Raw genomic sequence first — 16,873 nt, forward strand, 5'->3', positions numbered from 1 at the left:
TTAGAGAGTCCCAGGCTTAGAGAGTCTGGGTGGGAGCTTCCACAGCCAGGGGAGCCGGAGCTGCCGGAGCGTTCTTTGCCTTCAGAGCGGCCAGGCGAGCGTCCAGCTCGGTCTCGCGCTCCATCTGGTCCAGGGTGTTGAACTGTGCGTCCAGGGAGGAAGCTGCCAGCTCCTGCTGACCGATGACGCGTGCCTCTTCGCGGCGAACCTTCTCTTCGAAGCGGCTCATCTCGCTGGTCGGGTCCAGAACGTCGAACGCCTTCAGAGCGTCGTTCACCTGGGTCTGAGCTGCTGCAGTCTTCTGACGTGCGGTCAGCTCATCGCGCTTGTACTTGACCTCTTCAAGCTTGGAGCGCATCTTCTCCAGGCCGTCCTTGAGCTGGTTGACAACCTGAGTCTGGGAAGCCAGCTGAGGCTCAACAGCCTGTGCAGCCTTCTCAGCCAGCAGCTGCTTGTTCAGAGCAATCTTCGCGAGGTTATCGAACTTGTCAGCGTTGGCAACGTCGCCAGCTGCGCGGAACTCATCAGCCTTGTTAGAAGCTGCCAGAGCCTTGGTGCCCCACTCCTGAGCGGCCTTGACGTCCTCAGCGTGGTCCTTCTCGAGCAGACGCAGGTTGCCGATGGTCTGTGCTACTGCAGCCTCCGCCTCGCGGATGTTGTTGGTGTAGTCACGAACCATCTGGTCCAGCATCTTCTCCGGGTCCTCAGCTGCATCAATCAGAGCGTTGATGTTTGCCTTAGTGAGCTGTGCAATACGGCCGAAGATGGTCTGCTTAGCCATAATCTCCTACTTTCTGTTCACGGGCTGCGGGGGAGCACTACGCTCCTCGTGAGCCGTGCCCGTATAACTAATTATGTGGCAGATTTCTGGGTGCATGCTGTGAAAATGATGCACGCCTGATTTCTGCAACCTAAACTTTTGGTAAATTACCTCAGGTGTTTTCCGACTGGGGAAGAAAGCGGTGAGGTAAGCTATGCACCCCGCCGGTCAGACTGTAGAAAAACCTACAGAAACCGACCGGCAGGATTTGTAGCGTGGAGGCGGTTAGAAGCTGCCGCCGTCACCGCCGCCGCTACCCCAATCGCCGCCACCGCCGCTGAAGCCGCCGCCCCAGCTACCGCCGCTACTACCGCCACTGCTGTGGCCGCCGCTGCTACCCCAGCTACTGGTGCCGGAGTTAATAGCGGTCATCAGAGCGCCCAGCAGCAGGCCCTTCGCCAGGTCTCCACCGAAGCCGCTACCGCCGCGGTCGTTCTGGTTGTTGTAGTAGTTGCCGACCTCGCTCTGAGCGCGGTTCTGCGCATCGGTCGCCTTCTGGATCGCCATGTTGGCTTCCTTCATAGCGTTCAGCGGATCCGAAGGGGCCAGGCGCTGAGCCTGACCCAGGTGACGCTCCGCCTCAGAAACAGCCGTCAGCGTCATCGGACCCACCGCAGCACGGCGGTTATTGATGTAGCTACGCGCACCGTTCACCGCAGCGTAGGCAGAACGCATCGTACGATCCAGGTTCTGCGAAGCCGCACGAGAACGCTCGCGGGTAGCACGCATATTGGTCATTGCCTTATCCAGCTCGGCGGAAAGCTGACGCAGCTGGTTCGCCAGAGTCAGCGGGTCATTCGGACGAGCCGAAGCGCTCTGATTGACCTGGTTGAGCACCGCCTCCATACCGGCAGCGACCGCACCCAAATCATCGCGACGCTGAGACGCCGCGAGGCTCTTAGCCTCCGCCACGTCACGCTGAATGCTCAGCAGGTCGGTGCTCAGACCCAGCTGAGCCTGCTCCAGCTCCTGCGCGCGGGTATTGACCGCAGCGCCCAGCGCCTGAATCTGCGAGGCGGCTTCCTCAGCGGTACGCAGGTGAGCAACCGCCTCCGAACGGGCGGTAGCAACGGTCGCCTGAGCCTTCTCAAGCTCCGCAGCGCACAGCACCATGTTCGAGTCCAACAGGGTGGGGGTCTTCGAAATGGGCTCCAGCGCGCTGGGCAGGTAACGTTCCTTCAACGCGCGGTACTGGGCGGCAATCTCCTCCACCGAGGCGCGCAGCTGCGGCAGACGCTGAGCCAGAGCCTCAATAGCCTGAGGCGCCTCCTGCTCCAGGTTGCGCAGCTGAGCCAGCTTAGCGTCCTGCTCCTGAGCAATACGGGTGACTTCCTGAGAGTTATCAATAATCTCAGTCAACCAGGCACGCTGCTCTGCTTCGGTATCGGGAATGCTGTCGGTCAGAAGCTGCTGACGCTGGAAGGACTTACGCATCAGATCCTCAGCACGCGCAATCTCCTGAGCGAACTCAGCAACCTGCTGATCGCTGTACTGTGCGCGCGCAAAATCCAGTTCCTGCTTCGCGTGGCTCATCGTCGTATCAGCCTGCAGCAGGGCGCTACCGGCGCGGGTGCGCAGCTCCTCCAGCGGAACCTCCGGAATGGGGGAGTAGTTACGAGGTGCACCGTAGGAACGCTGAGGCTGCTGCTGAGCGTTCTTCTTCTTGCGGCGGCGGTACATCGCGTAACCGCCAGCACCCACGGTCGCCGCCGCACCCACACCGAGCACGCCGGTTACAACACCCGAAGAGCTACCGCCCTTCTGAGCCTCGATACCCTCAACTGCGGCAAGAGCCGCACCCGAATAGTCGCTATTCTGCAGCTTCGGCTTAATGTAGTTCTGGTACACCTTCGTCTGCTGGTCACTCGACAGGGTCTTCGTGCTACCCGCCAAGAAATACGCCTGGCGAGACTCGGTAGCAATCACCAGCACCACATCGGCAGAACCCCAATTGTTCTTCGTAGCAAGCGCCTTCGTCCAGCTCGAAGAAGTAGACGGGTTCTCAAACTTATCGATGACCACCACGTGCAAATCCACGTTGTGCTTCTTCGACAGAGCAGAAATCTTAGACTTCAGGGTAGCGGTATCACCCAAAGAGTTCGTGGAATCGTACACGGTGGTGCCCGTAATCTGCATCGGGTCAGCAGCCTGAGCAGACGTGCTCAAAAATGCAGAACCAGCCGGCAGAACCACCGGGGCACAAGAAAGACCTGCCGCCAGCACTGTGGCGCCCAAGATAGTGCGCAGGCGAGGGCGTGCGGGACGAATCTGACGCGCAAAGGCGTGCTCGGTCATGGTCTTTCCTCCGTTGTCGTGAAGTATGAACGGACCTGCACTTCACGGCGTGCTTGAACATCGCGCACCTTAGTGCTGGTCACATTATTAGTGTAGCGGTGGCATAGCTACACAGACGCACAGATACGAGAATATTGCGCCGCTGTTTGCCGACCGTTTACCGTCTTCCCAGGCTTTATACAGGAAAGCCGGAATATAGGAGAGCCGGGGTCTAGCCTCACGCCAGACCCCGGCCCACCGGCTATTCAGTTAGTTAGCGCCGACGGGCAATCTTCAGATTGCTCATCAGGTGCTCCACTACCTCCGCGGCATCAACATCGTGGATACTCTGCGCCACGCCGTTCACCACCTGAACCCGCGAAGACGAGGCGAACATCCAACCCAAGAACTGCACAGTATTCAGCAGCCTAGAACTGCGTTCTGCCTGCTTTCGCATCTGTGACCACAAAAAGGGCGTAGTCGGCACACCACGGCCCTTATACACCTGGGAATTAGAATGGGCATCCAGAAGCTCAGCGAGCGCCTCAATATTTTCGGTCAGCTCCTTCAAATCCTCATCCCCGGCAGAAGGGCCGACGTAATACCGATCAACCAGGCTCAAAGGCATGTAACCGCTACAGCTACTCACCCACGCCAGCTTCAACCGTAGATTCTGCAGACGAAGCACCTGCCGTAGAAGCCGCGAATGGGTGCGCAGCACTGACAACGGCATGGAAGATAACCTTTTCTCCTCCGAAAGCAGACCCTCGGCACTCTCCCCGGAAAACGCCTTATACGGATCCGAGACGCCCACCAGAAGCACCGGTCCCTCGTAGTGAACGAACGCCAGAACCTCGGGAACACTCGAGAGGGAACGGATGCGCTCGCCAATGGTCGGCAAATCCTCCCCATCCGGGGCGTACTGTTCGCGGCTGAACATCAACGTCTGGATAGGCTGCTCGGCAAGGTCGGGCGAGTCATGAGCAAGCGCTCGCAAATCGGTCACAACCTCCGCCAGAACGCCGTCCTGCTCAACCTGCAGAAGCTCCTGGAGAAGCTCAATGACAGAGCGCGCCTGCAAGCTCAAGACCGCGGCGCAGAACTCCGCATCCTGAAGCTCAAGACGCACCTTCTCCAGGCGCTCTTCCAGCGTGGACTGCACGCCCTTGAGCTCAAACTCGCTCAGCTGTTCCGGGCGGAGCATACGGTGCGTACCGTCCTCGCCGGAACGGTAGAAAAGCTCGCTAAACTCCAACGTAGACTGAACGCCCTTCAACGCCCGCTCTCGCAACTCGGGCAGAACGTCAAAGGCAACTTCGGTCATCTCATTCCAGACCTTGACCTCATCGAGATTCGAGTCCTTACGAACAGTCTTCTTCCAGGTCTCGGCAAGCTGCATGGCGCGATCAAAATCGCTCAGCTCCACAAAAGCCGCCAGCTTCTGCGCGCTCTCACGTAGATAACGCACCGCGTAGAGACGGTCGCTCAAAGAGTCCGGGAGGGTATCCTCCAGCAGACGCCACCGGAAGGTGCGCTCAAAGCACTCCTCGGTCAGGCTAATGACGGTGGCGCTCAGGGAGAGCGCATGATCGCGAGCAAACGCGAAAGAGCCCGGGGTATCCGCCAGACGAGGCAGGGACGTATAAAACTCCAGCGCCCCGCTCAGCTTCAGCCGAGATACCCGGATGGTTTCTTCCAGCTCAGCGGCAAGTACCGTGCGGTCAGCCTGGGCAGTCTCCTTGAAACTGTGCAACGGAGAAACCTGCGCACGCTCCAGCGTCTGCAGGTTCATGACCGCACGCATGAGGTAGTTCTCAAGAATATTAATCTGCTGTAGGCGCGGACGCTGATTCAGCGGAACATGATTCTCCTGCGTGCCGACCAGCAGATGCTGCGGCACACCGCTAATCGACGGCAGCGCAAAGACCTCATCCTCTGATGTACTGACAGAAAGCACCATGGGGTAGCGGCTGCGCTGCGCGTTCTCTAGAGGGGGAATGAGCTTGAAGTTGGTGCTCAAAGAGAAATGGTCGGAGGGCGCCGGGTTACTCTGTGCCGGGTTACTCTTGGGAGCCTGCTGGGCGGCCTCCTGCTGCGGGCGCTCTTCAGGCTGCGCCGGGGTGTTCTGGGACATGCTCTGCTGCTCCTGGCTTTCTGCTGATTGGCTTTCTGCTGAATGGTTCTGCGCCGAAGAACCGGAGATACCACCGGCCTGCATCGGCTCCAACGGCGAAGGTGCAGCCACCGGCTGAGGAGGCTGAGGTGAGGCAGGGTGAGGCGAGGGTGCCTGAGCCTGCTGTGCCTGAGCCTGTTGAGCTTCGACAGCCTGATCCTGCTGGGGGAGCGGGGACTGCGCCTGGGGCGCTGCAGATACCGGGGCCTGCGCGGGGTTCGGTACCTGGTTCTGAACAGGATCCTGCACCGACTGCTGAGCGCTACTGCCGGGCTGTGCCGGCTTCGGCTGGTAGTGCATCGGGTAGCTCACCGCGCCCTGTACTTGCTGATTGGGTGCCTGGTGAGGGGGAACCTGCTGATTCATCGCCTGGTTCTGCTGTTGCTGCTGCTGTTGCAATACCTGCCGCCTAATCTCACGCGCACGACGGCGCGACGGGCTCAACGACGCAAACAACGCTACTACCGCGCAGATGAGTACAAACAAAAGTAGCGCGTACAGGCGTGTTGCGCCATCCAAAGAAGACGCCACCGCCGCAGGCATGACCGACAGCGCGCCAACAAGAGCGAAAACAGCAGAAATAATCCTCATGACTTCACCATAACCCAGCTAAATCCCGGGTGCTCGCAACGCCGTTGCCTTACCGCATACTAAAAGGGAAGTAGCCGGGGTGCCGGGTACTCTCCGACAGTGCTTCCTGTGCCCCGCATCCGCCTCACAGTTAAAGGACGATGCGGCGTGCGCCCTCATGTAGGGGCTCACGCCGCATCAATCATCACTCAACTCATTATCACACCCGGGCCGGTCCTCACACCGACCCTTCGGGACATACTGGGGATTCTCGCCCCTCCCGGTGCAGGGCTCTCATCTCCCGCCCCGGAAAACTATCAAACTCTCTACGCTACCTACCGGCAGTCAGTGCGTGGGTAGCCATCTGCTGAGCCAGCTCGGAGGCCTTTTCCGCACGATGACGGCGGTACACCATTCCCGAGCAACACGCCACAATACCCGCACCAATACCGATGGAGCTTGCCAAGATCGCACAGAAAATCAGGGTGCCGATCATCATGGGTTTCTCCTTTACCTTTGTCCTTTGCCTTTGTTCTCGGCTCTATGTGCCTTCAACATTACGGACTGACCCTGTGTTCAAGCTGTGTACCAAGAAGCATCATGCTGTGTAAACCGTGGAGAAAAACTGGGCGCTTTAAAAGAGAAACATGAGAGCGAGTAGCGAACAAAGCCCCAAAACAAACTAGCCGTCGGGCAAATCTCCGGGTATCTCAGACCCGCGAATCAGCTGCCGATGAAAGGGTGTGAGGAAAATTCCCAGGGAACTCCCCGATAACCAACAGCAAAAAAATATAGAACGCCATAAAACACCCTCTACAGTAGAAAGATAGCGTGCGCCCAGGGTGAGGCACACGCGCGACTCTAGGAGAACTTATGACTCAGAACAACGGATGGTCTTACGGCGGCAATGACGGCGTCACGGATGCAACCCGTCCCCTGCAGAACGTGAACGGACAGGCAAGCTACCAGCCCGCAAACCAGCAGCAGGGTCAGAACGCATACCCGCAGGCATACGCCTCTCCCGGATACACCTACCCCCAGGCGGCGGCTGCTCAGGTCGCTTCGGCACAGTCTGCACCTCAGAACACCGATAACAACAAGCGTTACGGTGCCGGTGTTGTGCTCACCGCAGCTCTGCTCGCAGCCCTCGTTGGCGGCGGCGTTGGCGCGGGCGTCGGAGGCGGCATCGCAGCATCGAACAACAGCTCCTCCAGCGCTTCCTCGCGCGGCTCCGTCAGCTCCAATATCAGCAACTCCTCCACCGTGGCAGGCGTAGCAGAAACCGCGAAGAAGGTCCTGCCCTCTACCGTGACCATCGTTGCTTCGAACGGCTCCTCCTCCGGCGGCGGTAGTGGCGTTATCCTCGACAAGGAAGGCCACATCCTCACCAACCACCACGTGGTTACCCTCGAATCTTCCAGAGAAGCATCCACCATTGAGGTGCGCCTGAGCGACGGCACCGTACGCACCGCAACCGTGATGGGCCTGGACTCTGCCGCTGACCTGGCGGTCCTGAAGATTAACCCCTCCGGCCTGGACCTGCAGCCCATCACCTGGGGTGACTCCTCCAAGCTGGTCTCCGGCGAGGTAGTGGTTGCCCTCGGCGCGCCGTATCGTCGTAGCGAATCGGTAACCTCCGGCGTGGTCTCGAACGCAAACCGCGTGCAGCCTGCCGATGCGAAGGGCCAGAACTACATCCCCATGGTTCAGGTTGACGCTCCCATCAACCACGGTAACTCCGGTGGCCCGCTGGTGAACCTCAAGGGCGAACTGGTCGGCATTAACGCGCAGGGCCAGGCAAGCCAGGATGGCGGCACCGCCGACGGTATGGCGTTCTCCATTACCTCCAACTACGCCAAGCGCATCTCCTCCGAGATCATCGCCAAGGGTAAGGCAACCCACGGCTACCTGGGCGCGAGCGTGAAGAACAGCCCCGCGGACACCGGCTCGGGCTCGTCCAAGCTCATCCCCGGTGGCGTTGAAATTGCCTCGGTAGAATCTAACAGCCCCGCCGCGAAAGCAGGCCTGCGATCCGGCGACGTCGTGATTGAAGCCGACGGTCACGCCGTGACCAAGAGCGACGAGCTTAACGGTACCGTGCGTGCCGCGGCAGCAGGCTCTGATCTGAAGCTGAAGATTAAGCGCGGCTCCTCCACCCAGGACATCACCGTGACCCTGGGCGACGCCGACAGCCAGAAGTAAAACACGTCTTGCCTCTGAGCGCTGAAGGGCACGGCTGAGAAACACCCGCTCAGCCGACTCTACCGTTCAGCAGGACTAACCGCTCAGCAAGAGTGCCACCTGGCGTAACGAAGAAGCTCCTACCCCAAACGCTGGGGTGGGAGCTTCTTGCGTTAGTACAGCAAAATGCATTGGTGCCGCAGAGCGGGGGGTGGGTCAGGCGCCCTCGAGAACCTCGCCCACGCGCTTCTGCAAAGCCGGGACAACCTCCTGCTCGAACCACGGGTTCTTCGCCTGCCACCTAAAATTCAGCGGCGAAGGATGCACCAGCGGCAGGAACTTCGGAAGGTAAGACTCCCACGCGCGAACCGTCTCCGTCAGGTTCTTCTGCGCCTTCGGGGCGTGCACACCATCCAGGTAATGCTTCTGAGAGTACGCGCCCACCAGCAGAATCAGCTGAACATCTGGCATGAGCTCCAGTAGCTGCGGATGCCACTTCGGCGCGAAATCCTTACGCGGCGGGTTATCGCCGTGCGCGCCCTTACCGGGGTAGTAGAAATCCATCGGCAGTAGCGAAATCAGCTCGGGGTCGTAGAACTGCTCGTCCGTTACGCCCATCCACTCGCGCAACTTCACACCGCTCGGGTCATTCCACGGGATACGGCTCTCCTGCGCGGCGCGCCCGGGCGCCTGACCAATTACCACGATGCGTGCCTTCGGGGACGCCGAATAGACCGGCTCCCAACCCTGCTCCGTGAACTCCCTATTCTGCGGATCCAGGCGAATCTGTTCAGCCAGGGGAGGGGCTGTCTCCAGAATCTGCTGAACCAGATGCTCCGGCAGATTATGGTGTGCTGCAGCCATGCTAGATGGCGCCTCCCTCAAAACCGTTCTGGCGCCACGCCTCAAAAATCGCAATGGACGCAGAATTAGCCAGGTTCAGCGAACGGCGGCCCGGCTTCATCGGAATCTTCACCCGCTCGCTCACGTGCGGGTCCTGCTGAACCTCAGCGGGCAGACCCACCGACTCCGGACCAAACATGAACACATCACCGGGACGGTACTCAATATCCGCATACGACGTCGAAGCGGTCGTCGTGAACGCAAAAACACGCTCCGGGGCGAGTGCCTCCCACGCATCCTCGAGGGTCTCGTGCACCGTCACCACCGCCAGGTCGTGGTAGTCCAGACCCGCGCGGCGCAGATGCGCATCATCAAAGTTAAAGCCCAGCGGCTTCACCAGGTGCAGCTCAGCGCCAGTAATCGCCGCCAAACGGATAGCATTGCCGGTATTGCCCGGAATTTCAGGGGTATAGAAAAGAATCTTGAACACGTTCCTAAGTGTACCGCGCAGCCCCCGACCAGCCCGGAACAGCCCCCGAACAGCCCCGAGCGTCCCGAGGAGTAGCGCTCGCCGACCCAGCCGCAGATGAACACACCTAGAAGAGTGCGGATAGAGCGCGATAAAATAAGTGAGGCGAAAAACTGCCGACAACCCAGCAGGAGGAACCATGAGCGCAGAAACCAACCGTCAGAACGGCCGCGTCTACCTCGACCATGCCGCCACCACCGACGTACTGCCCGCCGCCATCGACGCTATGGTCGAACAGATGCGCAACGGTGGCAACCCCTCCTCCCTGCACGCCGTAGGCCGCGACGCCCGCGCCACCGTCGAATACGCCCGCGAACGCATCGCCCGCGCCGTCGGAGCCGACCCCGCCGAAGTTATTTTCACCTCCGGCGGCACCGAGGCGGACAACCTCGCGGTCAAGGGCATCTACTGGAAGCGCCGCGAAGAAGACCCGCAGCGCACCCGAATTCTCGTCTCCTCCATCGAGCACCACGCCGTGGAAGAAACCTGCGAATGGCTCGAAAAGGCAGAGGGCGCGCAGCTCGAATGGATCCCCGTAGACGAGCACGGTAGCGTCAACCCGCAAACCGTCCGCGAACTCATCGAAAAGAACCCCGAAGACGTCGCGCTCGTGACCGTCATGTGGGCGAACAATGAGGTCGGTACCGTACAGCCCATCCCCGAGATCGCCGCTATCGCCGCCGAATACGGTATTCCCGTGCACTCGGACGCGGTGCAGGCATTCGGCGCAATCCCCATTGACTTCCACGCCAGCGGGGTAGCGACCCTCGCAATCTCCGGCCACAAAATCGGTGGTCCCATGGGCATCGGCGCGCTGGTTGCAACCCGTGCCGTGCAGATGACCCCCGTCCTCCACGGAGGCGGCCAGGAACGCTCCGTACGCTCCGGCACCATCGACGCACCCGCCATCGCAGGTTTCGCAGAGGCCGCCGTGCACTCGGTACAGCACCTCGACAAAGAATCCGCCCGCATCGCCGCGCTACGCAACGAACTCGTTGCGGCAATTAGCGCGCTCATCCCTCAGGCGCACCTGAGCGGCGAAAACCCGCTCACCGAAGAATACCCCGGCCAGAAGCGACTGCCCGGCAACGCCCACTTCACCTTCGAAAACGCAGAAGGTGACACCCTGCTCTTCCTGCTGGACATGCAGGGCATCAGCAGCTCCACCGGCTCCGCCTGCAACGCCGGGGTGACCCGCCCTTCCCACGTGCTCATGGCAATGGGAATGGACGAAGACACCGCCCGCAGCGCCCAGCGCTTCACCCTCGGTCACTCGACCACCGGAGCCGATATTGCGCGCCTCATCGCGGCACTACCCGCTGCCTACGAACAGGCAGCAAAGGCGGGGCTGTCCTCGCAGCTGCCGGACGCCTCCCGCTGGCACTAAAAGACAGAAAAAAGGTACCGAACCGCCCTCAGCTTGCAATATCAGCGTTCGCTGAGGGCGGGCTGAGGGTGCACTGCCCAATATCCCGCCGAGCCCCTGCGTACAATGGGTAGCTACAGTAACGAAAAATCCGCCCACACAAATAAGGCGTACCTTTCTAAAGGCTCAACACAACAGAAGGATAGGCAGTGAAAATTCTTGCAGCTATGAGTGGCGGCGTTGACTCCGCAGTCGCCGCAGCCCGCGCCGTAGAAGCAGGACACGAAGTAGTCGGCGTTCACCTCGCCCTATCCCGCATGCCCGGCACCCTGCGCACCGGCTCCCGCGGCTGCTGCACCCTCGAAGACTCCATGGACGCCCGCCGCGTCTGCTCCCAGCTGGGCATCCCCTTCTTCGTCTGGGACTTCTCCGAACGCTTCAAGGAAGACGTCGTCGACGACTTCATCTCCGAATACGAAGCCGGACGAACCCCCAACCCCTGCATGCGCTGCAACGAAAAGATCAAGTTCGCCGCGCTCCTCGAACGCGCCCTCGCACTCGGCTTCGACGCCGTGGTGACCGGCCACTACGCCCGCGTCATCACCACCGAAGACGGCAACCGCGAACTGCACCGCGCCGCCGACTGGGCCAAGGACCAGTCCTACGTGCTCGGTGTGCTCACCCACGAACAGCTCAAGCACGCCTGGTTCCCCCTGGCGGACACCCCCTCCAAGGCGCAGGTACGTGCGGAGGCGGCAGAGCGCGGCTTCTCCGTGGCGAAGAAGCCCGACTCCTACGACATCTGCTTCATTCCCGAAGGCGATACCCGCGCCTGGCTGGGCGACCACATCACAATGCGCCCCGGCCTCATCAAAGACACCCACGGCGAGGTGCTCGGCGAGCACCCCGGCGCGCAGGCATACACCGTAGGCCAGCGCAAGGGCCTGGCACTGGGCCGCCCCGCCGCCGACGGCAAGCCCCGCTTCGTGCTGGAGGTGCGCCCCAAGGAAAACGAAGTTATCGTCGGCTCCCGCGAGCTGCTTGCCGTGCACGAAATCCGCGGTATCCGCGCCACCTGGGCGGGCGTACCCGTAGAACAGGCGGCACGCTTCCTGGAACAGCCCGCACAGCTGGGCGCCCGCAGCGAAGAGTTCGAGGTGACCGCACAGGTGCGCGCGCACGCTGACCCGGTCCGCGCCAAGGCGTACATGACCTGGGCACCCGACCCCGAAGCTGAAGAAGAAGGCACGCTGCGCCTGGAAACCGTAGTGCGCCTACTGGACCCGCTCTCCGGCGTGGCACCGGGACAGACCATGGTGCTCTACCAAGGCACTCGCGTACTGGGCCAGTCCACCATCGCCCGCGCCTACTCGCTGGACCGCGAAGACATTCAAGAAACCCTGTCTGCTGGCGCCTCCACCAGCGCCGACTAGCCGCACAGAATAGCCGCGTACCCCGCTATTCGCAGCTGTTGCCGCAACAGCCTGCTCGAGCGCAACGCACAGAAGACCACAACCGGACTGAGGAGAGACCGATGACTGCCGAACACACTTCCTGCGAATTTGACCCCCACGCCACCTCCATGGGCGATGAAGTCGCGCCGGAGGTTTACGAGGAGCTCTTCGCCATGCGCCGCTCCATCGACAACTTCGATGCAGCGTTGGTGCACATCCTCGCGGAGCGTTTTCAGGCAACCAAGCGCGTGGGCGTCCTGAAGGCTGAGCACAACCTGCCCGCCGGCGACCCCGGCCGTGAAGAGGCACAGATTGCTCGCCTGCGTGCCATGGCGAAGGAATCCAGCCTGGACCCGGAATTCGCGGAGAAGTTCCTGAACTTCATCATCTCTGAGGTGATTCGCCACCACGTGCGCATCGCGAACGAGCACGCTGACCAGGACGAAGAGACTGAAAAGTCTGAAAGCTAAGACTTTCTAAGATTTCACCCTCTTCGAGATCTCAGCCTCTCCGAAAAGCCCCGCTCTCATCCCTGCTGAGCATCCATCGTGCTGAGCGTCCAGCGGCAGAGCATCGACCCGCCCGCACTTTTCCCTAACCTGTCTTAACCTCACTCGTTTATGCCCCCTCAATCTTCCTCCCGCCAGAATGCCCGCACCGAGCCGGTGCCGGAGCGCCTGCTACTGCCCGGTGAGTACCGCGCCCCCGAAGGCGACGAACTGACCGAGCAGGACCTTGCTGCGCTCGCTACTGAGCGTCCGCTGGTGCGCGCTAGCGGTCGGGGTGATTTTCCCGGCGATGATTTGGCTGAGGCGATGTCCCGTGTAGAAGGCGAGCTGGGCGCACCGCACTTGCCGTTCCTGCCGCATCTGCCGGCGTTGGGCTGGCGGGCTACCCCGCTGGCACGCACCCTGGCGGTGTGCGAGGGACTTGCCTTTGACGGTGTCTCGTTTGGCTGGCGCATGGTGCATAGCGGCGGCAGGGGAGCGCGCGAGTCTGCCTTGGCGAAGGACCGTCTGCTCTCCGATATCAACCTTCTAGCTGACCGTGTGGGCGCGCAGAAGAAGAGGTTCACTTCCAATGTTGAGGGTTCCGCTGCGGTGTATAAGATTCAGCTGGTCGGTCCGCTGACTCTTGCCGCCAGTATCTACCTGCCCGGTGGCGAGCGTGCCATTAGCGATGCAGGGGCGAGCCGTGACCTGCTGGAGTCGTTCCTGGAAGGCCTGGAACGCTGGATGGGTTCTCTGCGCGAGGCTCTGCAAGCTCCGCGGGCGCTGATTGCCGTGCAGCTGGATGAATCCGAATTTCAGCGTCTGCTGGAGGGGGCCATCCCTACGGTGAGTGGCTTCCGCTCCCTGCCGGCATTGCAACCTCACTACTATCAGCAGGTGTACCGCCGTATCTCGGAGCGTTTCGCCGAGCTGAATCTGCAGCTCATCCTGGACGTGGATGGCACCGCGCTCAAGCCTGTGCAGGAGCTGAAGCTGCTGAGCCAGTCCCGCCCCGCCCTTGACGCGTTGGCTCTTGTGAAGGCGATGCGTGTTGAGGACGGCGCTCCCTGCGCTTTGCTGTTGCATCCTGATCGCGCCCGCCTCAAAGGGCCCGGCACGCTGCAGGTTCCGCCGCTGAGCGACCCTCGTTCCTGGGAGCCCGTCGCGCAGCTTCTGGATGCGCAGACCCAGCTGTGGCTGCCGGTGGTGACTTCTGCACGGGTTCCTGATCAGGTGCGCCGCCTGTACAGCCTGTGGCGTGAGGTTGGTCTTGAGCCGACGCAGTTGAGTGCGGTGGGTTTGATGCCTGATGAGCGTATTCAGAGCGGTTCCGTGCCTGCTGGGATGACTTCAGCCGCGGTAAGTATGCTGGATGCCACGGCTTCGCTGGCGCGGGTGACAGAGTGTGCCCGTGCATTGGCTGAGTGCGCGGTATGATTAGAGAATCAGCTTTTTTATGTAAGTATTTACGACAATTCTTTAGGGAGGTACTGTGAGCGCAAGCGACGCACACACCATTTTGGTGGTTGATGACGATGATGCTCTGGCGGAAATGATTGGCCTCGTGCTCGCGCAAGAGGGCTTTAACGCTGTTTTCTGCGAAAATGGCAGCCGCGCTTTTGAAACTTTTATGCGCTCCACTCCCGATTTGGTGCTTTTGGATTTGATGCTTCCTGGCATGAACGGTATTGAAGTGTGCCAGCAAATTCGCCGTTCTTCTAATGTGCCGATTATTATGTTGACCGCTAAAAGCGACACTGAAGATGTTGTTAAGGGTCTTGAAGCTGGCGCTGATGATTACATTGCTAAGCCTTTTAAGCACGCTGAATTGTTGGCGCGTATTCGTACCCGTTTGCGTCCGCGTGAGAGCCGTCAGCTGGTGGTGTCCATTGGCGATATTGTCATGGATATGGACGGTCGTACCGTCAAGTACCACAGCACTGAGGTTCCAATGACTCCTCTGGAGTTTGACCTGTTGGCCGCGCTGGTTCGTCACCCGGGTCAGGCGTTGAGTCGTCAGGAACTGCTGGACATGGTCTGGGGTTACACTGATGTGAGCGATTCGCTGGTAAACGTGCACGTCCAGCGTTTGCGCGCTAAGTTTGATGAGCTGGGTGCGGATCGTTTTATCCAGACGGTCCGTGGCGTTGGCTATAAGATTCCGACCGAGCTGGTGGGATCTTCCGGTAGCTAATCGGAACCTATTCATAGGCGAAGGGATAACCTGATTGTCTGTTGCGAAGTCGAGCCATGAGCACGGCGCTTTGACGGCGGAGGCGGTAGCCTCCGCCTCTTCGCGTACCCGCACTTCCAAGCCGCGTAAGGCACAGAAGCAGCGTAGGAACCTGATGCAGCGCGCTCAGCGTCTGTGGAAGGAATCTCTGCAGTTCCGTGCTCTGGGAACCGCGGGCATCATGATGTTCCTGAGCTTCTTGATGGTGGGTTGGTCCTTGTCGAGCCAGATTGCATCGAGTCTTTTTGAGAATCAGAAGAGCCAGGCGTTGGCGGAATCAGAGAGTGGTTTCCGCAACGTTCAGAGCGTGCTGGACTCCTCTGAAGCCCGTAGTGACAGCGAAATTCGTCGTAATGTGAGCCGTACCCTGACCGTCTTGGACGCGGGTAGCTCGGGTAAGCGCAATTGGATTCTTGTGCCTTTGGAAGGTCAAGGTAAGCAGGGTTTTATTCCTGAGCAGAGCAGTAATAATTCTTTGAATTCTTCGAGTATTCCGAATGATTTTAAAAAAACTGTTCGTGATAAGGACGGTATTTTCTGGCAGACGTCTACGGTGACTACTGTCGAAAATAATCGTGAGCGCACCTATCCGGTGCTTATCGTTGGTACACATATTTCTATTTCTCAGAACCCTAATTACGGTTTGTTCCTTGTGTACGATATGACGGATTCTTCCGCCACGATTGCGCATATTAACTTTGTTCTTTTTGGTGGTTTCTGTGCACTGCTTACTGTGGTGCTTTCTGTGGTGTGGATTGTGACTCGTTTTGTGGTCCGCCCGATTACGCAGACCGCTATTACGGCGGAGAAGCTGGCTGCTGGCGACCTGGATCAGCGTGTGTCTGTACACGGTGAGCATCAGGCGGCGCGTCTGGGCTATTCCTTCAACCTGATGGCTGACTCGCTGCAGGAGAAAATTGTTCAGCTGGAGCGCCTGTCGACTTTGCAGCAGCGCTTCGTATCTGACGTTTCTCATGAGTTGCGCACTCCGCTGTCGACGGTGCGTTTGGGTACTGAGCTGCTGTACGATTCGCGTGAGAATATGAACCCGATGCAGGTCCGTAGCGTGGAGCTTCTGCATGAGCAGGTGGACCGTTTCCAGTCAATGCTTTCTGATCTGCTCGAGATTTCGCGCTTCGATGCTGGTAGCGCAATGCTGACCATTGACACGGAAGACTTCATCCGTGTTCTCTCGAATATTTTGCAGGAGGCTCTGCCTCATCTGGAACGTACGCATACGAAGCTGAACGTGCATACGAGCCATGAGAGCATCATGGTGGATATGGACCGTATACGTATTGAGCGTGTGCTCCGTAACCTGCTGTACAACGCGATTGAGCACGGCGAATCCCGACCGATTGACGTGTACGTGGGTGCGAACGCCACGAACCTGGGTGTTGCGGTGCGTGACCACGGTATCGGTCTGTCTGAGGACGAAGCCGTTCAGGTGTTCAACCGTTTCTGGCGTGCTGATACTTCTCGTAAGCGCACTCTGGGCGGTACGGGTCTGGGCCTATCGATTGCTGCTGAGGATGTGCGTCTGCACGGTGGCACGATTGAGGCGTGGGGCGAGAAGGGCCGCGGTGCCTGCTTCACGATGAACCTGCCGCTGATTCATGGTGCGCCTTTGGGTGAGTCGCCGGTTCTTGTGACGGGTGAGCCTGAGGCAATCTCGCATCGTTCGGCGACTGCGAAGGATACGCTGCCCAATATTGCTCCTCGTGTGAACATTGAGGACGAGCTCTAAGGGGTTCGGGCGGGGAGAGGCTTACGCTTCTGCCGTATATCGATGTGTTGGTGTTGCTCGGCTGTATTTACGCTTATCCTTGCGTATTTGCACTGTTTACCCAGTACAATCAATGCAGGTATATTTTCACGGTGTTGCTATTTCACTGTGGTTATCTTTTCACCGCGCTGCGATGGCCTGCAGCGTTAGCAG

At 59.8% G+C, this 16,873-nt stretch carries 13 protein-coding genes; 7 read left to right on the forward strand and 6 right to left on the reverse strand.

The annotated features are described in order from the left end of the window. Window positions 1-16: 16 nt before the first annotated feature. The 4 genes from HMPREF2919_RS03300 to HMPREF2919_RS09175 form a co-directional block, all read right to left on the reverse strand. On the reverse strand, window positions 17-781 hold the full coding sequence (locus tag HMPREF2919_RS03300) for a PspA/IM30 family protein (RefSeq protein ID WP_049342210.1): 765 nt from the start codon (window positions 779-781) through the stop codon (window positions 17-19). A 264-nt stretch (window positions 782-1,045) separates the two neighbouring features. Continuing rightward, on the reverse strand, window positions 1,046-3,115 hold the full coding sequence (locus tag HMPREF2919_RS03305; protein WP_070666216.1) for a TPM domain-containing protein: 2,070 nt from the start codon (window positions 3,113-3,115) through the stop codon (window positions 1,046-1,048). A gap of 253 nt (window positions 3,116-3,368) precedes the next feature. Continuing rightward, on the reverse strand, window positions 3,369-5,858 hold the full coding sequence (locus HMPREF2919_RS03310; RefSeq protein WP_070666217.1) for an atrophin-1 family protein: 2,490 nt from the start codon (window positions 5,856-5,858) through the stop codon (window positions 3,369-3,371). A gap of 310 nt (window positions 5,859-6,168) precedes the next feature. Then, window positions 6,169-6,336: a hypothetical protein gene (locus HMPREF2919_RS09175; RefSeq protein ID WP_168160863.1), complete on the reverse strand. Its 168-nt coding sequence runs from the start codon at window positions 6,334-6,336 to the stop codon at window positions 6,169-6,171. A 374-nt stretch (window positions 6,337-6,710) separates the two neighbouring features. Here HMPREF2919_RS09175 and HMPREF2919_RS03315 point away from each other — a divergent pair, with 374 nt between their 5' ends. Beyond that, on the forward strand, window positions 6,711-8,039 hold the full coding sequence (locus HMPREF2919_RS03315) for a S1C family serine protease (protein WP_070666220.1): 1,329 nt from the start codon (window positions 6,711-6,713) through the stop codon (window positions 8,037-8,039). A gap of 195 nt (window positions 8,040-8,234) precedes the next feature. On the opposite strand, the gene HMPREF2919_RS03320 is transcribed toward HMPREF2919_RS03315, so the two are convergent. Together HMPREF2919_RS03320 and HMPREF2919_RS03325 are read right to left on the reverse strand one after the other, a co-directional pair. Continuing rightward, on the reverse strand, window positions 8,235-8,882 hold the full coding sequence (locus tag HMPREF2919_RS03320; RefSeq protein WP_070666223.1) for a uracil-DNA glycosylase family protein: 648 nt from the start codon (window positions 8,880-8,882) through the stop codon (window positions 8,235-8,237). A gap of 1 nt (window position 8,883) precedes the next feature. After that, window positions 8,884-9,351: a tRNA (cytidine(34)-2'-O)-methyltransferase gene (locus HMPREF2919_RS03325; protein WP_070507585.1), complete on the reverse strand. Its 468-nt coding sequence runs from the start codon at window positions 9,349-9,351 to the stop codon at window positions 8,884-8,886. A 178-nt stretch (window positions 9,352-9,529) separates the two neighbouring features. Between HMPREF2919_RS03325 and HMPREF2919_RS03330 the strand changes: the two genes are divergently transcribed. From HMPREF2919_RS03330 to mtrB, 6 genes are all read left to right on the forward strand, one after another. Next, complete coding sequence (locus tag HMPREF2919_RS03330) at window positions 9,530-10,777, forward strand: cysteine desulfurase family protein (RefSeq protein ID WP_049349464.1); 1,248 nt, start codon at window positions 9,530-9,532, stop codon at window positions 10,775-10,777. A gap of 188 nt (window positions 10,778-10,965) precedes the next feature. Beyond that, entirely contained in the window at window positions 10,966-12,189 is a 1,224-nt protein-coding gene (gene mnmA / locus HMPREF2919_RS03335) for a tRNA 2-thiouridine(34) synthase MnmA (protein WP_070666226.1), read from the forward strand. Between the two features lie 101 nt (window positions 12,190-12,290). Beyond that, on the forward strand, window positions 12,291-12,680 hold the full coding sequence (locus HMPREF2919_RS03340; RefSeq protein ID WP_044150288.1) for a chorismate mutase: 390 nt from the start codon (window positions 12,291-12,293) through the stop codon (window positions 12,678-12,680). A 150-nt stretch (window positions 12,681-12,830) separates the two neighbouring features. Next, a complete protein-coding gene (locus HMPREF2919_RS03345) occupies window positions 12,831-14,138 on the forward strand; it encodes a uroporphyrinogen decarboxylase/cobalamine-independent methonine synthase family protein (RefSeq protein ID WP_070666228.1) in 1,308 nt (435 codons plus the stop codon). A gap of 55 nt (window positions 14,139-14,193) precedes the next feature. Continuing rightward, a complete protein-coding gene (gene mtrA / locus HMPREF2919_RS03350; protein ID WP_005505360.1) occupies window positions 14,194-14,895 on the forward strand; it encodes an MtrAB system response regulator MtrA in 702 nt (233 codons plus the stop codon). A 34-nt stretch (window positions 14,896-14,929) separates the two neighbouring features. Beyond that, entirely contained in the window at window positions 14,930-16,681 is a 1,752-nt protein-coding gene (gene mtrB, locus HMPREF2919_RS03355; protein ID WP_049342201.1) for an MtrAB system histidine kinase MtrB, read from the forward strand. Window positions 16,682-16,873 lie beyond the last annotated feature (192 nt).

It is taken from the genome of Rothia sp. HMSC068E02 (assembly GCF_001813565.1).
GTDB lineage: Bacteria > Actinomycetota > Actinomycetes > Actinomycetales > Micrococcaceae > Rothia.